This window comes from Pantoea dispersa, assembly GCF_019890955.1.
GTDB lineage: Bacteria > Pseudomonadota > Gammaproteobacteria > Enterobacterales > Enterobacteriaceae > Pantoea > Pantoea dispersa.
The window spans coordinates 2,154,415-2,175,691 of record NZ_CP082346.1 but is presented as its reverse complement, the minus strand read 5'-3'; the positions used below and the strand labels follow the sequence as shown (position 1 = coordinate 2,175,691).

The window sequence follows — 21,277 nt, the reverse complement described above, 5'->3', positions numbered from 1 at the left end:
TGATGCGGCGGGCAAGCAGGCATACTAGTTACAACATACTATTATAAGGTTTATCCATCCAATCGCTGAAACCCCGGCGTGGAATTCGGCTCAACAGGGCGCGCGGGCATTTTTCCTGTCGGATGAACATGTTATAACCGTGATTTACCTGTTAACGGATATTAGCTGTGGAGTATCAGCCAAAACCGGGCGCGCCCGCTATCGTCACGCTCGGCGCCGTGCAGATCCTGTCATGGGGCGGATCGTTTTATCTGATGGCCGTGATGGCTAACCCGATCATCGCGGAAACCGGCTGGTCGCAGCAGTGGGTGTATGGCGCACTTTCGCTCGGCATTCTGGTCTCCGGCCTGCTGGCACCGCTGTGCGGCCGGCTGATTGCCCGCGCACACGGTCGCCGGCTGCTGGCGGCGAGCGGGGCGGTGATGGCGCTCGGGCTGGTGATCATGGCGCTGAGTCACAGTTTGCCGCTGTTTCTGTTCGCCTGGCTGATTATCGGCGCGGGCATGGCGATGGGCCTGTATGACGCGCTGTTCGCCACACTGGGCACCTTATATGGCGGCCAGGCGCGTGGCGCGATTACCGGTATTACGCTGATTTCAGGATTCTGCACCTCGCTGGTGTGGCCCGGCATCGCGCTGCTGATCCACTGGCTGGAGTGGCGCGGCGCCTGTCTGGCCATTGCCGCGCTGCTGTGCCTGGCGGTGCTGCCGGCTTACCTGTATGCGCTGCCAGCGCCGCGCACGCCATCCAGACCAAAAGCCACGCAACAGCATACCGCACAGAATTCGCTGGCCCCCACGCTGTTCTGGCTGCTGTGCAGCATCTTTACCCTCGCGTCGGTGATCATGACGGCGATATCGGTGCAGCTGATTACCCTGCTGCAGGCGAGCGGGCATTCGCTGAGCGCCGCGCTGGCGATCAGCACGCTGCTGGGGCCGTGTCAGGTGGCGTCGCGCATTGTCGATATGGCGTTCAAACGCGGCCATCCCATCTGGACCACTTTCTTCTCAGTCGGGCTGGTGGCGCTGGGATTACTGCTGCTGGCCTGTTATCCCGCGTGGGCGCTGGTGAGTATGGTGCTGTACGGTTCAGGAAATGGCTTGCGGGCTATCGTGCGCGGTACGTTGCCGCTGGCGATGGTAAAACCGGAAGAGTACGCCATTGTGGTTGGCCGCATGGCGCGACCGGCGCTGATTGGTCAGGCGCTCACGCCGCTGATTGGCGGCTATATTTTCCAGCATTCCGGCGCGCAGGCTACGCTGTGGCTGTTATGCGGGCTGGCGCTCATCAACGTGCTTTTGGTGGTGGTGCTGAAGCGGAAATTGCCGGCAGGCGCTCCGGAATCCGCAGGTTGAAATCGCCACTGACGGCTAACGGGCAGAGATGGGCGCTGCTGCGCTTTAGTGGCGATCCGTCAGATATTGCAGCAGGCAACACAACGCGCTTAACAGCAGAGTGCAGCCAGCCGAGACAACGAAAGGCAGCGGTGCCATCCGCACGCATTGCCATAAGGTTGGCGCGTTCAGGCAGCTGGTTGCCGCCGTGATGATGCCCACCGTCAGCGGGAGAACGGTCAGCAATAACGCGCCAACGACCGGGGATAATACAGACATTATTTCGCGCCTCGAAAATAGTAACGGCGCGCATTTTGTGCAAAAAATAGCAAGGGAATCCTGACACGGATCAATATTATTCCTTTCAGAAGCCGGTTAATCGACCCTGACGCAGCCCCTTCGCCGGTGTGTTTTTGTTTCTTAAACAGAAACAATGGCTTGTCTGAAGGTCGGTTGCGCACACGGCGCGACACCCGTGCAGAAATAATCGTCCCTTTGTCACAACGTCCTTCACCAGCCCGCAGCTACAGCGGTGGGGGCAAAAAAGTGACACGTCGCGCATATTGTTGCGCAAGGCTCAGAGTGCTAAAGCGGTCAGTGGCATGTCATACTGGAATATTTTCATATAAATTCAATAAGTTAAATCGATATCAAAGCGAGTATTAGCGCAGGTTAGTCACGGGTGGAAAGCATTTTCGGTATTCTAAAAAGCAACAGTGTTTGTTATATTTATTGCTCATTGATTATTCACTGCCGCGGTATGAAAACAAGAAGATAGGCCGCAACTCAGGAAACAGAAATGCTAGATTACCGCTTCCCGACAGCTTTGCAGATGGTTTTGAGCGTAGCGATGGCGGAGCAATTGGGTAAACGCTCGACCAGTGCCATTCTGGCGTATGGTCTTGAAGCGAACCCCAGTTTCATTCGGAAACTCATGGTTCCGTTAACGCGCGATGGCATCATTGTCTCGACGCTTGGCCGTACCGGCTCGATCCATCTGGGTCGTCCGGCCGCTGAGATCACGCTGCGCGATATCTACACTTCAGTGATTGAAGACAAAAAACTGTGGGCGTCGCGCCCCGATGTCGCACCGCGCTGCCTGGTCAGCGCCAACCTGTGCTGGTACTTCAAGTCGATCGCGGAGCAAGCGGAAGAGGCGTCGCTTAAAGTGCTGGAAACCCGCACCGTCGCCGATGCCCTTAACGAGCTGAAAAAGCACGATACCAGCAACTGCGAACCGCTGCCTGACCTCGAAATCGCCGAACTCTGCAAAAAAGACCGCTAACCTCGCGTGCGCATCGCTGATGCGCACCTTTCCATTCCGCTTCTGCACGCGCAATCTACCCCTGTAAATCCTGTGAAATCCCGCTGCTGTGCTCTGGCGCAGAGGCGCACTGTTGCTGTGTAACATCGTCATGCCGCGCCAGGCAAAAAAAATCCGGGCACGATGGCCCGGATGGGTTTTACGCCTTAGCGTTTACACCGTCTGCGTTTCCACCGCCGGCTGCTGTTTGCGCGTCACCAGCTTACGCAACGTCACGTAGAACACCGGGGTCAGGAACAGGCCAAACAGCGTAACCCCCAGCATGCCCGAGAACACGGTGATGCCGGTGACGCCACGCACTTCGGCACCCGCACCTTCGCCCAGAATCAGCGGCACGGTGCCGGCGATGAAGGCGATGGAGGTCATGACGATGGGGCGCAGACGCAGGCGACAGGCTTCCAGCGCCGACTCCACAATCCCTTTGCCCTGCATCTCCAGTTCGCGGGCGAACTCGACGATCAGGATGGCGTTCTTACATGCCAGCCCCATCAGCACCACCAGACCGACCTGGACAAACACGTTGTTATCGCCGCCGGTCAGCCACACGCCGACCAGTGCGGATAGCATCGTCACCGGTACGATCAGGATCACTGCCAGCGGCAGCGTCCAGCTCTCATACAACGCCGCCAGTACCAGGAACGCCAGCAGCACCGCCACCGGGAACACGATAAACGCGGTGTTGCCCTGGGTTGCCTGTTGATAGCTCAGGTCGGTCCATTCGATATTCATGCCGTTCGGCAGCACCTGGCTGGACATCGCCTCGAGTTTCTCCATCGCCTGCGCGGAAGAGAGCACGCGCGGATCGGCATCGCCAATCAGGTCGGCCGCCGGATAGCCGTTATAGCGAATCACCGGGTCCGGACCGTAGGTGGTGGTGATGTTCACCATGCTGCCAATCGGCACCATCTCACCGCGATCGTTACGGGTGCGCAGGTTCGCGATATCCTGCACGCTGTCGCGGAAATCCCCGTCAGCCTGCGCCATCACACGCCAGGTACGACCAAACTTGTTGAAGTCGTTGACGTAAGAGGAACCCAGATACACCTGCAGCGTCGTGAACAGATCGGTCAGCGATACGCCCTGCGCTTTGGCTTTGTCGCGATCAACCTGCACATCCAGCTGCGGCACGTTGGCCTGATAGGAGGAGATCGGGAACATCATGCCAGGCGTCTGCATCACCGCACCGGACAGCGTATTAATCGCGGTTTGCAGTGCGCCATAGCCCAGGCCCGCACGGTCCTGCACATACAGCGAATAGCCCGATCCCTGGCCCAGACCGAGGATCGGCGGTGGCATGATGGAGAAACCGAAGCCCTGCTGGATTTTGGAAATTTTCGCGTTGATCTCAGCGTTGATTTCCGCCGCAGTGCGGCTGCGCTCGCTGAACGGCTTCAGACCGAAGAACACCGTACCGGTATTCGGCGTATTGGTGAACTGCAGCGCATTCAGGCCGGGGAAGGCGACGGAGTAGGCCACGCCTTCGGTGTTCATGCCGATTTCGCTCATCTTACGAATCACTTCATCGGTACGCGCCAGCGATGAGCCTTCCGGCATCTTTACGCCACCAATCAGGTACAGCTTATCCTGCGTCGGAATAAAGCCGCCTGGCACGGTATGGAACATGAAGCCGGCACCGGCCAGCAGCAGCACGTACACGCCAAACACCGCGCCGCGCCGGCGCAGGGTTTTGCCGACCATCGATTCATAGCCGTCCGAGCTGCGCTGGAAGAAGCGGTTAAACGGCCGGAACACCCAGCCCAGCAGGCGATCGATCAGGCGCGTCGGCAGGTCCTTCGGCGCACCGTGCGCCTTCAGCAGTTTCGCCGCCAGCGCCGGAGAGAGCGTCAGCGAGTTAATCGCCGAAATCACCGTCGAAATGGCAATGGTCACGGCAAACTGCTTATAGAACTGACCGGTTACGCCCGAGAGGAAGGCCATCGGCACAAACACTGCACACAGCACCAGCGCGATGGCGATAATCGGCCCGGAAACCTCGCGCATCGCCTGGTGAGCCGCCGCCACCGGTGTTAAGCCCTGTTCAATGTTACGCTCGACGTTCTCCACCACCACGATGGCGTCATCGACCACGATCCCAATCGCCAGCACCAGCCCGAACAGGCTCAGGGTATTGAGCGAAAAGCCCAGCAGGTAGAGCACGCTGAAGGTACCGACCACCGACACCGGCACGGCCAGCAGCGGGATGATCGAGGCGCGCCACGTCTGCAGGAACAGAATCACTACTAACACCACCAGCACGATGGCTTCGAACAGCGTCTGAACCACGGCGCGGATTGAGTCACGCACAAACACCGTTGGGTCGTACGGCGCGGCCCACTGCACGTCATCCGGGAAGCGCGTTGCCAGCTCGGCCATCTTGGCGCGTACCGCATTCGACAGGTCGATGGCGTTTGCACCCGGCGACTGGAAGATACCGATACCAACCGCATCCTTGTTGTTCAGCTGCGAACGCAGGGCATAGCTGCCGGAGCCCATCTCGATGCGCGCCACGTCACGCAGGCGCACCAGCGTGCCGTCATCGGCGGTTTTCAGGATGATGTTGCCAAACTGCGCCTCATCTTCCAGCCGCCCCTGGGTGTTGATCGACAGCAGGAAATCGCTCTCTTTCTTCGTCGGCTCTGCGCCCAGCTGGCCGGCAGAAACCTGCACGTTCTGCTCCTGCATGGCGCTGACCACGTCGCCGGCGGTCATGCCGCGCGCCGCCACTTTGTTCGGGTCGAGCCAGACGCGCATCGCGTAGTCACCGGCACCGAAGATCTGAATCTGGCCGACGCCTGGCAGGCGCGCCAGCTCATCTTTCACCTTCAGCGTGGCGTAGTTACGCAGATAGAGCGAATCGTACTTGCCGTGGGGCGAGAACAGATGCACTACCAGCGTCAGGGTAGGTGACTGCTTCTGGGTGGTCAGGCCGAGCTGACGCACCTCTTCTGGCAGACGCGCTTCAGCCTGTGCCACGCGGTTTTGCACCTGGACCTGCGCCTGATCGGGATCGGTTCCCGGGCGGAAGGTCACGGTGGTAACCAGCACGCCATCTGAGCCAGCTACCGACTTCATGTACATCATGTTTTCCACCCCGTTGATCGCTTCTTCCAGCGGCGTTGCCACCGAATCAGCAATCACTTTGGGGTTGGCACCGGGATATTCTGCGCGCACCTGCACGCTGGGTGGTACCACGTTGGGGTATTCACTGATCGGCAACAGCGGAATGGCGATCAGTCCGGTGGTAAATATCAAAATCGACAGGACCGCGGCGAAAATCGGTCGGTCGATAAAAAAGCGGGAGAAATCCATAACGGGCAGTCTCGATTATTATTGAGCGGAGCGCATGGCCACCGGCTGCGCTTTTACCGGCATACCGGGCATGAACACTTTCTGCAGACCGTTGACAATCACCTTGTCGCCTGGCTTCAGACCCTGCTGCACAATACGCAGGCCGTTAGCCAGATCGCCCAGCTGAACATCGCGGCGTTCGGCTTTGCCTTGCGCATCAACCACGTAAACATATTTACGATCCTGGTCGGTCAGCACCGCGCGGTCGTCGACCAGCAGCGCGTTGAATTCAGCGCTGCCCGGCAGCCGCACGCGGGCAAACAGGCCTGGGGTAAACTGACGCTGCTGATTGTCGAGCGTGGCGCGCATGCGAATGGTGCCGGTGCTGGCGGTCAGCTGGTTATCGAGAAAATCGACAGTGCCGCGGTGCGGATAGCCCTGTTCGCCGGTCAGCGCAATCTCTACCGGCAGCGAACCGCGGTTCTGGCCCTGACGCGCCATCGCCTGGTACTGCAGATAGATCGCTTCGTCGACGTCAAAATAGACGTACATGCGGTCCTGCGAAACCAGCGTGGTGAGAACGCTGGCGCTGTCGCCGGCGGTCACCAGGTTACCGGTGGTGATCATCGCCCGGCTGGCGCGACCATCAATCGGCGCGGTGACGCGGGTAAAGTCGAGGTTCAGCTGCGCCATATCGACTGCCGCCTGGGCGGCCAGCACGCTGGCCTGCGCCTGACTGGCGGTCGAACGCCGCTGTTCCCACTCTTCGCGCGACACCACCTGGGTGCCGATCAGCTTGTCGGTACGGGCCGACTCGCTGCGGGCCAGCGCCGCCTGGCTACGCGCGCTGGCCAGTTCGGCCTGCGCCTGCTCCAGCGTGGCGCGGTAGGTGCGGTCATCAATGGTAAACAACACCTGACCTTTCTTCACCTCATCGCCTTCGCGATAGTTAACCTGATCGATGTAGCCCGAGACGCGCGGACGCAGCTGCACGCTCTGCACCGCTTCAATGCGGCCATTGAAGCTATCCCACTGGCTGACTTTTTGTTGCACCACCTGCGCGACACTCACTTCGGGCGGAGGCGGCGGCGCATTTTGCGCCACACCGCGATCACAACCGGCCAGCAGGCTTCCCAGCAACATCACTCCTGACAGGCTTACGGCCCGACGAACCCCATATGTTTGCAGATGCATTGTTGTTATTCCGCGTTGGTGAAAAAGAAAGGAGACGTACGAAAAATCTGCAACTTTTAAGATTGCATTAAAACCACAGGAGTGTAGGCTTGGGCGAACTGCATCTGCAAGAATATCTGATACACTTTATGTGCGGTTTTGATCAATTCGTAACAGGTAGCGAAAGCCCCTACGGCGAGTGCGGCATTTAATGCAATAATAAAACTTGCATTAAGTGCGATAGTCAGTCACCCTTAAAGTGTAATTGCAACTGATACTGATACTGTTCGCCATGGCGACGGGAGAGAATGGGATGATGAGCGACGCTTTTATTCACGATCTGATCGACTGGATTGATAACAACATTGAAGCACGTCTGGATCTGGACACCGTAGCGGGGCGCGCCGGCTATTCGAAGTGGCACCTGCAGCGCATGTTCAAAGAGCACACCGGCTATCCGCTGGGTGAGTACATCCGGGCTAAGAAGCTGAAAAAATCGGCCGACCGCCTGACCACCACCAACGAACCGATCCTCAACGTGGCCATTTCGCTGGGCTTCGATTCACAGCAGTCGTTTAACCGCAGCTTCAAGCGCCAGTATGGCGTGGCACCGGGCGCATGGCGTCGTCACGCCGCGCACACCCCGAGCGCGATGCAGCAGTAAACCTCCGCCAGGGCCAGCCATGCTGGCCCGCGTTTTTCCCCGCCTGAAACCTGCTATTATCGGCGTCCTGCTTTTCAGGATGTCACTATGTCGAAAAAACTCTGGATTGGATTACTGTTTGCGCTGGTGGTTTGCTGGATCGGGCTGAAGCCCCATCTGAGCGGTACTGCGCCAGAAAAACAGACGGATATTGTGCAACTGACCGATGCACATCGCGTGGCGCGCTGGCTGCAGCAGCATCACCGTTTGCCTGATTTTTATCTCACCAAAAGCGCGGCACGTCGTCAGGGCTGGAACCCGGCACAGGGGAACCTGTGTGAGGTGTTGCCGGGGCGCGCGATTGGCGGCGACCGCTTCAGTAACCGCGAACGGCGGCTGCCGATGCAGGCGGGACGGCAGTGGTATGAAGCGGACGTCAATTACGACTGCGGCCACCGCGATGCCGATCGTCTGCTTTACTCTTCTGATGGACTGATCTTTCTCACCACCGATCACTATCGCAGCTTCACGCCGGTACCCTGACTATGCTGACACTCCATTTTGATTTTCGCACGCTGGGTACGCGCCAGGCCTTTTATCAGGCGCTGGTCGAACAGAGCGGCTGCGATGAACGCTTTGGCTACAATCTGGATGCGCTGTGGGACTGGCTGACCGGCGGTATGGCGCTGCCGGCAACGCTGCATCTGCAGCATGTCGCCGAGGTCAGCACCAGCGCGGAGTTTGCCCCGGTGCTGGCGCTGCTGGAAGAGGCGGCGCAGCAGCTGGCGGGCGAGCTGCGCCTGATTACACACTGACTACGCGTGCAGCGGCAGCAGCATAATCGCCAGCGTCTGGCGTGCGCTGGCCGGCAAATCGCCGCCGCCGGTGTAGCCGTTATTCTCGACGATCAGCGAATTTAACCCCACCAGCCAGTCATAAATGTAATAGGCGGTGTGGTTAGCCGGTGCGGCAGACAGCCGCGTCAGACGCTGGCCTGACGAAAAGCTGACGCTGGGCGCCGGCGGGCGGGCGAAAATCGGGCTGCCGCGATTGACGCGACTCTGCGGCCGTTCACGTTCATCCCGCTGCAGGAAGCCAAGCCAGGCGACAAAGTCACCCAGCACCGTCATGGCACGCGACACCTGGCGATCGGTGCGCGCTTCATGGGCACTGGCCTGCGTCTCTGTTTCGTTGAGCGCGCTTTGCAGTTTGCTCAGCACCTGCAGACGGAAGCTGGCAGTGATGAGCTCCTCCACCAGCAGTTCCAGCGTTGGCTTATCAACGTTGAGCAGCGCCAGCAGGCTCTGGCTCTCCGGCAGCTGACGCAGGTGCGCCAGCCACAGCGCGAACACCTGCTGGGGAAACTGCTGATCGCGCTGGCCGCTGCTGCTGCGCGGTTCGGCGGTGGTTACCGGCTCATCGTTAAACAGGTCAAACTCAAAACCAATACCAAAATAGCTCTGCTCCACCGCGGCTGGCTGGCCGCCGGTGGACGGCGTGCTGCCGTGGCTCTGACTCAGCCACAGCTGGCGCACCGCCTCGCGCGACGGCTGCAGACGCTCAAGCAGCTCGCCGTGCAGGCCGGTGCGATGCTGTAAACACTTCAGCAGCGTATCGGCGATGGCCTGTTTCCGCGCGGCCTGTTCCGGCGTGGCGCTGGCTTCGGTCCACGGCTGCAGACGCTCCACCAGTTTCTGCTGCAGCGTGCTGAGCTGCAGCGCCAGCCGGTCGCGCCGTGCCTCTGGCTGCATCTCATCCTGCAGCCAGCTGCTCATGCGGTCGACGCCGGCGCGATCGCGCGCCAGCATTGAGCCCCAGCTCTGGCCCGGCTGACCAATCTGCCGCTGTACCGCTTCATCGACGTTAATTTGCGACTGCTGATAGCGCGCATCGTGCGGCGTAATCGCCCAAATCAGGCGCGGCTTGTCTGCGCTGGCCGTCGCACTCTGCTGCAGTTGCCACTCGCGCAGCGCGCTGGCGGCGAGATCCGCATCCTGACGCTGGCTGGCGGCGGTACAAATCAGCATTAAATCGATGCCCTGACGCGCGGCATAGAAGCCCGGCAGCAGGGCACGTTTCTGTTCCAGCAGACTGGCGCGCAGCGCATCACGCGCCTGCAGCCTTGCGCGCTCATCCTGCTGATCGCGGTCGGCGGGCGTGCCCGGTGCGGGCAGTTCCAGCATATCGGCTTCGTCATACAGCGCCTGACGCGGCGTCGAACTGAGCGGGAGGGTGATTTCCAGCGTCAGCAGCGCCAGCCAGCCGAGCGGTACTGACTGCGGTTTGCCCACGCGGTTGGCGACAACCGGACACACTTCAATCAATTCGTTCAGGTCGGCGTCATGGCCGATGAGCTTTTCAGCGGGCAGCGAGGCGTCATCCACCAGCAGGCTGAGCGGTGCCAGCACGCGCGGCGCGTGCCGCAGCTGATGGCGCAGATGCAGCAGGCTGCGCAGGGTTTCATTCAGCGCCGGACGCTGCGGCCACAGCAGCGCAAACAGCTGCACGCGGTCGTCTACGTTGAGCCACGGTGCCAGCTCAATCGCCTGCGGCCAGAAATGACGGTCCAGCACCTCGGCGTGGTCGGGCTGGCGGCGATGCCACGCCCACAGCGTCACCAGCGCGTCGCTGTCGAGGCCGGGCTGCATCTCGCTCTGGCGATGGCGCTGCAGGCGCTGCAGCGCGGCATCAATCGCCGCGCTGTCCGGCTGGGTGTCCGCGCTGGCACCGGCCAGCATCAGACGAATCAGCTCGGCTTCGCTCAGCAGCGTCATCTCCAGCGGCCACGCGCCTGACTGCGCTTCACGCTGATGGCTGAAACGGGTGGCGATGGCAAAATCGAGATTGCCGGGATTGATGTGCTGAAAATAGTTCAGGGTTTTGTCGCCGAGACGGGCGATCAGCTGGCCCTGCGCGTCGCCGACCATTTCACTCAGCAGCCAGGCTTTACCCGCCTGCGACTGACCAAACAGCGCCAGGGTGACCGGCCGCGCCAGCTGTCGCGCCAGCGCGTGGCTTTCAACGCGGGCGCGCCGCAGCTGGAGCCGCAGCGTATCGGCTTCCAGCGCGAGACGCGGCGAGTGCGCCTGGTGGCTCTCCACCCAGTTCAGCGCGCCGTCAACCGTCTCCTGCAGCAGGCCCAGGCGTTTAGCAGGCGTCGCCGGCGTGGCTTTTTTGGCAGTTCTCATCGTTTACACACGCTCCCGCTGTCGATCCAGTATTGCGCATTGGCGTTGCCGGTGGCCGACAGCGTATTCAGTTTCAGACTCAGTTGCTCCAGCGGCACGCGCGTGCCATCGTCCATGCGCGCCTCGCTCAGTACCAGCCGCTCCGGGCCGAGGTTATCCGGTCCCGGTTGTACCGCCAGCCTGATGCGCAGCACGCTTTCGCCCGCTACCTGGCGCGCCAGTTGCGGATCGGTAATGCTCAGGCTGTAGAGCGGTGTCGCCGGCCAGCGGTCGTTCTCCAGCTGGCGGAAACCGAGGCAGACGTTACCGCGAATGCGGAAGCTGCTTTTACGGTCCAGCGCGAAGCTGTGGCTGTCGAGATCAATCTCGCTGTAGCACAGATTGTCATCGCTCAGCGTGGCGTTTTCATCCAGTACGCCAAGATAGCGAATGGTCGAGTAGGGTTCAAAATCGCCGGCGCGGAACCAGAAGCTGCTGAGACGCAGATCGAGTGCCAGCAGACACAGCATGGCACCGACCGCCGCGGTGGATTTCGGGTTATCAATGCGTCCCTGTTTGTTGAACGGATACCAGTCGCTGGTGTGATACCCCTCCAGCGACAAAATGCGGCTGCCTGGCAGCGGCTGCAAATGACGCACCAGCGCCTGAATGCCCGGGAAGCGCGACGGGCGACCGGTCAGCAGCAGCACATCGCACTGATAGAGGGAAACCACTTCGCACATGGCGCGCAGCGCCGGGATGATCGCCATCCGGTGCTGCAGGAACTCAGCATGCAGCTGCGCCATGCTCACCACCAGCGGCACGTCAAGCAGATCGAAACGGCTGTCGCCGCCGAGCGTGCGCTGAATCTCTCCGTTGACAAACGCCAGCACGCTACTGGCTGGCTTCTGCGGCACCAGCTCGCCAAACAGCGCGTTAATTTCGCTGTGGCTGTCGAGTGGATTCCAGTTTTCATAGCGTTCCAGCACCGCCTGCGCCAGCGGAATAAACAGCTGCAGGGTGACCTGCTGGCGCAACGTGGCCTGACCGTCCATACGGCTGTCGTGCCCAAACAGCTTGTTCATCAGTGGTTCCGCCAGCGCCAGGCCGGCTTTTTGCAGGCTCTGCTGTAGCGCCGGCAGGATCCACAGCTGAATCACGTCCAGCAGAATGTCATCGCCGGCCACTTTAAACCCTTCCCGGAACAGCAGACGCGGGGTGATTTTCACGTTGTTGCCCTGACCATCATCCAGACGATACTGGGTGATGGCGAGGTCGGTGGTGCCGCCGCCGATATCAATCGAGGCGATGCGCAGGCTTTTGCCCGGCAGCTCATCCGCTTCGCGCGGGCGATCCGGGCGCGCCATGCTGCTGAAGAAATCTTCCGCGCGACCGGCAAAATTCACCTGGGTTTCGTTAAACAGCCACACCATCTGACCGCAGGTGGCTTCATCCCACTCCATCTGCACATCCGGCACCGGCCGCAGGCTGTGTGCCTGGCTTGCGGCGTCAAACGCGGCGTCGGCCGGATGCCAGCCTTCGGCTTTCCACACCAGCGCGATGGCTTCCTGCATGCGGCGACGGAAAATTTCCCGCTCCGGCTTCGGCATGGCCGACGGCAGCGTCAGGATCACATGACGCAGCTGGCGCGGCGCCTGGCTTTGCGGCATACGCTGGCGCTGGGCCACGCTGTTCATCTGCATCATGGCCTGCGCCAGCAGTTCACACAGCATAAAGGTCATCAGCGAGCTGCGGCTGTAGCTGGCAGAAAACACCGGCAGGCGGTCATCTTCCGGCAGGGCATGCAGCGGCTGCCCCTCATCGTTGAGCAACAGGGTAAACGGCAGCGCGGTGGCCTGCGGCTCGTCGCTGCCGCCGCTGGCGTTGAAGCGCCAGCCTGGCTGATAACGCGCTTCGTCCCATAAGTAGCGGCGCGGGCTGGAGAGGCCGGTGCTGCCCTCAGTGCCGGCGCGCTGCAGCGCCAGGCGGCTGGCTTCGCGACCGACGCGGGTCAGTGAGGGCCACATAAACGCGTTTTCACGACCGCTCTCCAGCGAGAAGTTGGCTTTGCCAAAGTGCGTCTCGGCAAACTCCAGTCGGCTGTCGAACAGCTCGTTGTAGACCTGGTGCGGCTGCGACAGATCGCGCAACTGCAGCTCATAGGTCTGGCGCAGGCCGTTGCTCTCTTCGGGGTGATCTTCCACCAGAATGCCGCAGGTATGCGAGTTGCCGACGTCGAGAATGATATCCACGTTGACCGCCGGCGTTTGCGGTGAGGCCGCCTGGATAGTGATTTCTGCCAGATCGAGCTGTTCGCCCAGCAGTTCCAGCACGTTGAGATAGTGCGCCTGATATTCAAATTCGCGCAGCGCCTGGTTTACTTCCTGCTCGCGGCGTGATTCCAGCGCATACACCTGCTGGCTGAACGTCTCGCGCAGCCAGCCGTCAACCCAGGTGAGGTCGAGGAACTCGCCCAGTTCATAGTTGTGCCACGCCAGCGCAAAGCTGACGCCGTTCTGCGCATCGGCTTTGCTCAACCCCAGCTGCTCACCGCCGTCCGTGTCGGCCACCAGGCGCGTATCGAAGGCGAGGGTGATGCGATGGGTATTGCCCGCCGCGTCGGGCTGGCTGAGCGGCGCAAGGCGCAGACGCGCCCAGTTATCCGGGCCACCGATGAAACGACGGCCACTGGAACAGCGCAGCACCGGCAGCGGCAGCCACTGCCCGGCCAGCAGCGTCAGGGAATCGGCCAGCGCGATATCGGTTTCCGGACGCACCACCTCAGCGGCACCGCCATCCTGCGGATAGAGCAGAAACTTGCCGCTGTTGCCATCAACGTTGAGACGCAGCAGCGGGCCGTTGGCGGTCTGGCGCACAAACTGCCGCCGCGCCTGTAGCGCGGGCAGGCGCAGACCAAAATCAAGAAACTGCACACCGCTGTCTTCGATCAGCGTGATTTTCTGTTTGTCATCAATCAGGGGAGCCAACATGGTTACTTACTCTCACGCTTAATCGTCAACGGGAACACCTGATCGGCGCCATACTGCGCCGTACAGCTGGCAATGCCATCACCGGCTTTGCACACCAGCTCCGGCATGCGATAGCGTGATTTATCGCTGCAGCTGGCAGTATAGCGGCTGCGCACTACCATGGTGCCGGCGCTGGTCATGGCGGCGGTGACATCGGCTTTACAGCGAATATTGTCGCCCTGGGTAATCACTGCGCTGCCTTTACCGTTGCGGATCTGATAGCGCAGGCTCGGCGGCTTGCCGGTCGGCAGATTGGTCTGACGCAGCGTCACGCGCCAGGTACCATTGATAAATTTCACCGAGCCGAGGCGCGCGTCATCGGCGGTCATCACCAGATCGTCCGCTTTGGCCGGTTCGGTATGTTCCGCTACGACCTCCGGCGGTGCCGGTGGGGCAGCCGGTGCCGGCGCAGGCGTCACCGTCGCACTGCTGTGCGGCAGCGTGGTGGCCAGCGTCTGTGCTTTCGCCAGCATCGCCGGGGCCAGCGTGGGCGCGGCGCTGACCACATGCGCGGTTTCGGTTTCTGCCGGCTGGACCGGCGCGTCGTGTAACCAGAAGGCCACGCCCGCTGCGGCGACAGCGGCCAGAGGCAGCACCAGCAGCAGCGGGCGCAGTGCGGATTTCTTCCGCGCGGGCGTGTCGGCGACAACGCTCAGCGGTGCGGGTTCGGGCTGTGGTTCGGGTTCCGCCAGCCGTTCCGGCTCGGGCTCCGCCACAACGGGGGCCGCAACCGGTTCAGGCGCGGCAGCCCTTTCTGGCTCCGGCGCGGGCACCACCAGCGGCGGCAGTTCTTCATCAAGGCTGTCGCGCAGGCAGGCCAGCGCATCATCACGCGTGCGCGCCTGCGGGTCGACAAAGCCCCAGAAGGTGATCACCGGCTTGCCATCCACCAGATAGACGTATTGCTGATCGGGAAACTGCAGCGTCTTCGCCAGCAGCGCCCCAAACAGGCGCATCGCCGGATTGTCGGCATCCCGGGCGCGCAGGCTGAGCGCCTGCAAATCCTGCTGATTAAGGGTGAGCTGATCCAGAGCCTGACGCTTTTCGCGATCGCTGGCCGCCAGCCAGGATTTCACTTTGCCGCTGAATGGCGCGTACCAGTCAAGGCGGTCACCGCGCTCGTTGGCCTGCGGGATCGCGAGGCAGTTGGCCAGTGTCGTCTGGCGGCGCAAACGTAACGTTTCGCGAATTTGCAGGGCAGAAGCCCAGACCGGCTGGCCGTTCTCCCCCAGTGCCAGTAACGCGTCGAGATTGCCGCTGCGCAGAAAAGTTTTTGCCACTCGTTGGGCCCTTATCGGTGGTTATCTGAAGCCAAACATCGGGTGTGATGGGCGATGGTAGTGATCTTAAGCCAAATGCGCCGCAATCAAACGGGGGAAAAAGGGGGGAAAACAGGGCGTTATTCCCCCCACGGTACGCGGGGTGATGAAATGTTAACCGTTCCGGCGCGGGCTGAGCAGCAAATGGGTGAGGACGCCCCCGATCAGGCCCCAGAACGCCGAGCCGACGCCGAGCAGGGAGATGCCGCTGGCGGTGATTAGAAATGCCACGATGGCGCTGTCGCGCTGCGCGGGTTCCGCCAGCGCGCGCTGCAGGCTGCCCGCCAGCGTGGCCAGCAGTGCCAGACCGGCCAGCGTAGCGATCAGCACCGGCGGCAATGCGCTGAGCATCACGGCGATCAGCGCGCCGGTAAAGCCGGTCAGCAAATAGAACACGCCCGCCAGCGCGGAAGCCACCCAGCGGCGCGCCGGGTCCGGATCGACATCATCGCCCATGCAGATCGCGGCGGTGATGGCGGCAATACACACCGAAAAGCCGCCGAACGGCGACAGCAGTAGCGCGATCAGGCCGGTCCAGCCGGTGAGCGCGGAGACCGGCGGCCGGTAACCATGCGCCTGCAGCGTGGCAATACCGGGCGCATTCTGCGACGCCATGGTCACCAGGAAGTAGGGCAAGCCGACGCCAATCAGCGCGGCAGGATTAAAGTGCGGCATGATAAATTCCGGCACGCTCAGCGTTAGCGCATGAGGCGGAAAGTGGATGGCGCGCTGACCCAGCGCCACCAGCACGCCCGTCACCAGCGCCAGCAGAATGGCATAACGCGGCAGCCAGCGGCGGCCCAGCAGCCACACCAGACACATGCTGCCGCACAGGGCAAAATGATCCTGTAAGCCGCTGAAGGTGCCGATGCCAAAACGCAGCAGAATCCCCGCCAGCATCGCGGCCGCCAGCGACTGGGGAATGTGGTTCATCAGCCGGGCAAACAGGCCGGTCACGCCGCTCAGCACAATTAGCAGATTGGTAGCGACAAACACCCCGACCACTTCATTCAGCGTCAGGCCGTGCACGCTGGTGGCCAGCAGCGCGGCACCCGGCGTCGACCAGGCGGCGAGCACCGGCATCCGCGTCCACAGCGACAGACCGAGTGACGCCAGCCCCATGCCCACGCCCAGCATCGACAGCCAGCCGCCAATCTGCGCCGGTGAGGCGCCTGCAGCCTGCGCCGCCTGGAAGATCAGCGCCGCGGTGCTGCTGTAGCCGACCAGCACGGCGATCAGGCCGGAAATCAGCATCGGAAAGGAAAAAGCCGGACGAACAGTTGCAGTGGTCATGGAATCACATCCTGTTGTGCGTTATAACGCACATTGTGGCACGCACGGTATGGCGCGCACAAGTGGTACACTGCGCGCCCGCTTTTCAGGAGAATTCATGGAAAATCTGCATCAACATCTCAGCCAGGCGCTGAAGCAGCTGCGTCAGGCCAATGGCTGGAGCCTGACGCTGGCGGCGGCGCGCACCGGCGTGAGTAAAGCTATGCTCGGTCAGATTGAGCGCGGCGAGTCGAGTCCAACGATCGCCACGCTATGGAAAATCGCCACCGGCTTTAATGTGCCGTTCTCCTTTTTTGTGCAGAGCGGGGCGCAGCCGTCGGGCGATGTGGCGACCTTCAGCCAGCCCAATGCACAAATGCAGGTGAAGCCGCTGCTGCCGTATGACGCGCGTTTGCGCTTCGATCTGCTGGAAGTGACGCTGGCGGCGGGCGCGCAAAGCGATTCGTCAGCGCACGAAAGCGGGGTGATTGAGCAGGTGGTGGTGCTGGAAGGTGAGCTGTTGCTGGGCATGGCGGGCAGCTGGCGTCGCCTGCAGGCCGGAGAAGCCAGCCAGTTCGCCGCCGATCAGCCGCACAGCTACCGCAATCCGCTGGCCAGCCCGTTGCGCTTTCATAGCCTGATTCACTATTTGCAGCGCAGCTGAGCGGCGGGATGCGCAATTACAAATTGATACGAAGGCAAACTACACAGTTTACCTGCGTATTTATATACTGCGGTCTCATCAGTAAAGGAGAAGGGCGATGAGCGAGCTGATTAGCGCCGCTGCCGCGTTACGCAGCATCAATGGCAAACTGATGCGCCGCCTGCGTGAATCGGCCCCGCCGGGCGATCTCACCTGGCCGCAGGTTTCCGTGCTGGGGTATCTGGTGCGCGACGGCGCAATGACGGTGACCGAGCTGGCTGCGCGCGAAGGGGTGCGCAGCCAGTCGATGAGTGCCACGGTCGCCAGCCTGCAGACGCTGGGCCTGGTACAGGGCGTGGCCGATGCGCAGGATGGCCGCAAAACCCGTTATCAGCCTACCGCTGCCTGCCTGCAGCTCATCGCCAGCAATCGCGCTCAGCGTGACGACTGGCTGCTGCACAGCATCAGCAGCCTGCTCAGCCCGCAGGAGCAGCAAACGCTGCTGGCCGCCATTCCCTTACTGCAACGACTCGCTGACCACTAATTTGAGAGGACTCACCATGGCTGTCACCACGTTAGATGCCCAAACCGCCCTGATTGTCATCGACCTGCAGCACGGCATCGTCCGCCTGCCGGTTACGCCGCGCCATCCGGATGAAGTGATTGCACGCGCCACGCAGCTGACGCAGGCGTTTCGCGCGAAACAGTTGCCGGTGGTGCTGGTGAACGTGGCGGGCGGCGCGCCGGGCCGCAATCAGCAGCCGCGCCACGATGCTGCTCTGCCGGCAGACTGGGCGGTGCTGGTGCCGGAAATGACACCGCAGCCGGGCGATATCAGCGTAACGAAAAAAACCTGGGGCGCGTTCCACAATACCGATCTGCACCAGCAACTGCAGCAGCGTGGCGTGACGCAGGTGGTGGTGTGCGGGATTGCCACCAGTATCGGCGTGGAATCCACGGCGCGTCAGGCGTACGAGCTGGGCTACAACGTCACGCTGGCGACTGATGCGATGAGCTGCCTGAACGCTGAAACCCACCACAACAGCATTGAGCGCATCTTCCCGCGCCTCGGCGAAACCGGCACCACTGACGAAATCCTCGCGCTGCTGAACTGATCTTTTCCCTCCAGGGCTGGTGCTGCCGGCCCTTATCTTTGCCGCTCCCTGCCGCGGGTTATTCTGCTTCGCCTCGCTTTCGCTGCCGCCGTTGAGAATTGGTTGTAACAGTGCTGGTTACTGTCACAGTATGCACAGCAACACGATAACCAATATTTAGCCTGACTTTACGATTTTATTAACACCAGTGAGCAGCAGGATCGGGCAGAGCAGTACAGCTATATTCTGCTGCAGGGAGGTAGGGATGCTAAAAAAATTAAACGTGCTTTATCTCATCGCCAGCCTGTTTTTTCTGGGCACCGGTATTACCTTAGGACTGGTGCTGTCACCGTTAATTACCGCGGAAGTGAATGCCACGCAAAAGCAGGTTAATCTGGTGAAACAGCAGGCGCTATATAGCGGTGAGTTTGATCGCCATCAGCCGGGCAGTGATGCGCTGTACTGGGCCAGCGGTAAAGTCTATCTCAATGAAAACGTTATCGCCTTTGAGGGGGAAATTGCCCCCGGGCCACACTATAAAATTTACCTCACCAAAACTCAGGCGTTTGATCAGCACTCATTTCTGCAAATAAAGCATCAGTCGGCGTTAATTGGCGATTTAAATAACTTTGGTGATTTTATTAAATCACTGCCGGAAGGCATCGATCCGCAGGAATATTGCGCCGTGCAAATCTGGAGTGAGCAATTTTCGAAATTTGTCGGATCAGCGCGTTATCGCACCTGAATAAGGCACCGACGTGCGCCGGTGCCTGATTTAGATTACTGGAAAGCGTAACTCAGCGTCAGGCCGACGCTGTAATTACGCCCCGGTGCGGGTTCGTAATACCGGCCATTGCTCTCATTAACGATGACCGAGCCAATATAGTGGCGATCGAGCAGATTATCCGCGCGACCAAACAGATCCAGCGTCCAGTTCTGCACCAGCCATTTATAGCCGCTGTTCAGTCCCACCACCGTATACGCCGGCGCTTTGACATCATTCTGGTCGTTGGCCGCAATGTCGCTCAGGTAGCGCAGGTCGCCGCCGGCATACCAGCCTTGCTCCGGCGCGTAGGCCAGTCCGGCGTAGGCCATATTGCGTGCAATACCGGGGATGCGCTTGCCGTCACAGCTGTCGCTGCCGCAGGCGTTACTGCGGTAGCGCGCGTCGAGCAGTGTCCACGCGGCTTTCAGATGCCAGTCATAGCCAAACTGCTGATCAAGCCCGAGTTCCAGTCCACGGCGGCGCGTCTCACCGGCGTTTTTGTAGCTGGTGCGGCCCTCGTAACTGCTGTCTGACACGATTTCGTTTTTGGTATCGGTCTGAAACAGCGCGGCGGTCAGCAGGCCGTTGCCGAGGCGTTTTTTGCTGCCGAGCTCCACGGTATTGCTGGTGGCGGGCTGCAGGTTGAGATTGAGCCCGGCCTGATCCGCCGCGCGATAGGAGAGTTCATTGAGCGTCGGCGTTTCAAAGCCGCGACCGGCGGAAACATAGGCGTTCCAGCCATCATCAATTGCGTATTTGAGCGAGGCCGCAGGCAGCCAGCGGTGGTAGCGGCGATTACCGCTGTCATCCGGATCGCTGGCGGTCACGTAATAGTCGTTAGCATCGAAATTGACCGTGCTGAAGCGCACGCCGGCGTCCAGCGACCAGCGATCGCTCAGCTGCCACGCGGTCTGCATATAGGGATCGAGGTTCCACATCAGGTTGCGCTCGTTGCGGCGCAGATCACCCCGCACGCCGTAGTCGGTGGCACCATCACTACGGGTAAAGTTCTGATAGCCTTTGCGCTTCTCGCTCATGGTCTCATAGTCGAGGCCGCCGGTCAGGGTCACCGGCAGCGTCAACAGCGTAGCGCGGTGCGTCCAGCGCGTATCAATGCCCTGGTAGTGGCGCGCCAGTGAAATGACACCACCGGGATAGCCGGCTTTCAGCTGGGTCGCCAGCGGGATGGACTGATACTGGGTGGTTTCGCGCTCACCGGCATAGAGCATCACGCTGAGATCGTCGTTGTCGCTCATCTGGCGCTGGTAGTGCAGGCCCGCCTGGGTCTGGTCGACGGTTTTACGCGCGTTGTACAGCGTGACGTTGCTGGCCACCTGGCGCGGATTATCACGCCACTGATCCGGCGTCAGGCCGCCCGGATCCTGCGCCTCAACGTGAACGCTGTTGAACAGCAGCGTCAGGGTGCTGACATCGTCAATGCGCACGCCAAGCCTGGCATTGCCGAGGTTTTTCTGCGCGGCGCTGTGGTCACGATAGCCGTGCGTGGTGAAGCGCGAAGCCGACACCGTATAGTCAACATCGCCGGCATGGCTGCCATCACCGGTGGCACTGCTCGCTTTCACGCTGTTGCGCCAGCTGCCGTAGCTGCCGTACCAGCTGCTGGCTTCCAGCGTGGTCGGCTGCTGGCCGCGCTGGGTTTCCACATTGATCACGCCGCCCGATGCGTTACCGTACAGCGCAGAGAACGGGCCGCGCAGCACTTCCACGCGATCGATGGAACCGATATCGATATTCGAGGTTTGCCCCTGGCCATCCGGCATGCTGGCCGGAATGCCATCGACGTACATTCTGATGCCACGCACGCCGAAGGTGGAACGCGAGCCAAAGCCGCGCACCGAAATCTGCAGGTCCTGCGAATAATTCTGGCGGTTCTGGATTTGCAGACCGGGCACGCTGGTGAGGTTTTCAGACAGGTTAACGCGCGGTGCGGCGTGGCGCATATCGTCGCCGCTGACGACGCTGACCGCCGCCGGGGTATCCAGCTCAGAGAGTCCACTGGCCGCAGGCGCGGCGCTCACCACCAGGGTATTGCTGGCATTGTCCGCCGCTAATAGCGGCAGCGGCAGGAGTGCAGGCAGCATCAGCAACGGCGCCTGTCGCAAAAGAGCAATTTTCATTTTAATAACCGTAAAAGACGTGAAATGAACCAATCGGGACATTTATCGCGCGTATGTTAATCGTTTTAGCGCGGGTTTGAAAAGCGT

17 protein-coding genes are annotated in these 21,277 nt (G+C 61.1%); 9 read left to right on the top strand and 8 right to left on the bottom strand.

Translation table 11 applies throughout. From position 1 onward, the window contains the following. Positions 1–167: 167 nt before the first annotated feature. Positions 168–1,355, top strand: coding sequence for an MFS transporter (locus K7H94_RS10030; RefSeq protein WP_222950983.1), 1,188 nt, complete (start codon positions 168–170; stop codon positions 1,353–1,355). Positions 1,356–1,400: 45 nt separating this feature from the next. Here the strand turns inward: K7H94_RS10030 and K7H94_RS10025 are convergent, their stop codons facing one another. Next, positions 1,401–1,613 carry a hypothetical protein gene (locus K7H94_RS10025; RefSeq protein WP_088515833.1) on the bottom strand — a complete coding sequence of 71 codons (213 nt, stop codon included), beginning with the start codon at positions 1,611–1,613 and terminating at the stop codon, positions 1,401–1,403. A 520-nt stretch (positions 1,614–2,133) separates the two neighbouring features. Between K7H94_RS10025 and K7H94_RS10020 the strand changes: the two genes are divergently transcribed. Next, positions 2,134–2,619, top strand: coding sequence for an RrF2 family transcriptional regulator (locus K7H94_RS10020; protein ID WP_031279147.1), 486 nt, complete (start codon positions 2,134–2,136; stop codon positions 2,617–2,619). 192 nt (positions 2,620–2,811) lie between these two features. Here the strand turns inward: K7H94_RS10020 and oqxB are convergent, their stop codons facing one another. After that, the gene (gene oqxB / locus K7H94_RS10015) at positions 2,812–5,967 is read right to left on the bottom strand and encodes a multidrug efflux RND transporter permease subunit OqxB (protein WP_058758475.1); all 3,156 of its coding nucleotides are present in this window, start codon (positions 5,965–5,967) and stop codon (positions 2,812–2,814) included. Between the two features lie 18 nt (positions 5,968–5,985). Further along, positions 5,986–7,140: an efflux RND transporter periplasmic adaptor subunit gene (locus K7H94_RS10010; protein ID WP_031279145.1), complete on the bottom strand. Its 1,155-nt coding sequence runs from the start codon at positions 7,138–7,140 to the stop codon at positions 5,986–5,988. 292 nt (positions 7,141–7,432) lie between these two features. Between K7H94_RS10010 and K7H94_RS10005 the strand changes: the two genes are divergently transcribed. The 3 genes from K7H94_RS10005 to K7H94_RS09995 all read left to right on the top strand — a co-directional run bounded on the left by K7H94_RS10005 (position 7,433) and on the right by K7H94_RS09995 (position 8,577). Then, positions 7,433–7,783, top strand: a complete 351-nt coding sequence (locus K7H94_RS10005) for a helix-turn-helix domain-containing protein (RefSeq protein WP_021506154.1) — start codon at positions 7,433–7,435, stop codon at positions 7,781–7,783. A gap of 87 nt (positions 7,784–7,870) precedes the next feature. Continuing rightward, entirely contained in the window at positions 7,871–8,305 is a 435-nt protein-coding gene (locus K7H94_RS10000) for a ribonuclease domain-containing protein (protein ID WP_222950982.1), read from the top strand. 2 nt (positions 8,306–8,307) lie between these two features. Then, positions 8,308–8,577 carry a barstar family protein gene (locus K7H94_RS09995; protein WP_215800150.1) on the top strand — a complete coding sequence of 90 codons (270 nt, stop codon included), beginning with the start codon at positions 8,308–8,310 and terminating at the stop codon, positions 8,575–8,577. On the opposite strand, the gene K7H94_RS09990 is transcribed toward K7H94_RS09995, so the two are convergent. From K7H94_RS09990 to K7H94_RS09975, 4 genes are all read right to left on the bottom strand, one after another. After that, positions 8,578–10,950: a virulence factor SrfC family protein gene (locus K7H94_RS09990; RefSeq protein WP_222950981.1), complete on the bottom strand. Its 2,373-nt coding sequence runs from the start codon at positions 10,948–10,950 to the stop codon at positions 8,578–8,580. It abuts the gene before it with no gap. Next, complete coding sequence (locus K7H94_RS09985) at positions 10,947–13,919, bottom strand: virulence factor SrfB (protein WP_021506150.1); 2,973 nt, start codon at positions 13,917–13,919, stop codon at positions 10,947–10,949. The genes K7H94_RS09990 and K7H94_RS09985 overlap by 4 nt, the downstream gene beginning before the upstream one ends. Positions 13,920–13,921: 2 nt before the next feature. After that, positions 13,922–15,238: an SrfA family protein gene (locus K7H94_RS09980; RefSeq protein WP_222950980.1), complete on the bottom strand. Its 1,317-nt coding sequence runs from the start codon at positions 15,236–15,238 to the stop codon at positions 13,922–13,924. Between the two features lie 153 nt (positions 15,239–15,391). Then, the gene (locus tag K7H94_RS09975) at positions 15,392–16,570 is read right to left on the bottom strand and encodes a benzoate/H(+) symporter BenE family transporter (RefSeq protein WP_021506148.1); all 1,179 of its coding nucleotides are present in this window, start codon (positions 16,568–16,570) and stop codon (positions 15,392–15,394) included. A gap of 97 nt (positions 16,571–16,667) precedes the next feature. Between K7H94_RS09975 and K7H94_RS09970 the strand changes: the two genes are divergently transcribed. From K7H94_RS09970 to K7H94_RS09955, 4 genes are all read left to right on the top strand, one after another. Continuing rightward, entirely contained in the window at positions 16,668–17,213 is a 546-nt protein-coding gene (locus K7H94_RS09970; protein ID WP_021506147.1) for a helix-turn-helix domain-containing protein, read from the top strand. 97 nt (positions 17,214–17,310) lie between these two features. Continuing rightward, complete coding sequence (locus tag K7H94_RS09965) at positions 17,311–17,736, top strand: MarR family winged helix-turn-helix transcriptional regulator (protein WP_021506146.1); 426 nt, start codon at positions 17,311–17,313, stop codon at positions 17,734–17,736. Positions 17,737–17,752: 16 nt separating this feature from the next. After that, positions 17,753–18,307: an isochorismatase family protein gene (locus K7H94_RS09960; protein ID WP_058758482.1), complete on the top strand. Its 555-nt coding sequence runs from the start codon at positions 17,753–17,755 to the stop codon at positions 18,305–18,307. A gap of 244 nt (positions 18,308–18,551) precedes the next feature. After that, entirely contained in the window at positions 18,552–19,031 is a 480-nt protein-coding gene (locus K7H94_RS09955; RefSeq protein ID WP_222950979.1) for a DM13 domain-containing protein, read from the top strand. Positions 19,032–19,066: 35 nt separating this feature from the next. On the opposite strand, the gene pqqU is transcribed toward K7H94_RS09955, so the two are convergent. Further along, positions 19,067–21,190, bottom strand: coding sequence for a TonB-dependent receptor PqqU (gene pqqU, locus K7H94_RS09950; RefSeq protein WP_222950978.1), 2,124 nt, complete (start codon positions 21,188–21,190; stop codon positions 19,067–19,069). Positions 21,191–21,277: the final 87 nt, after the last annotated feature.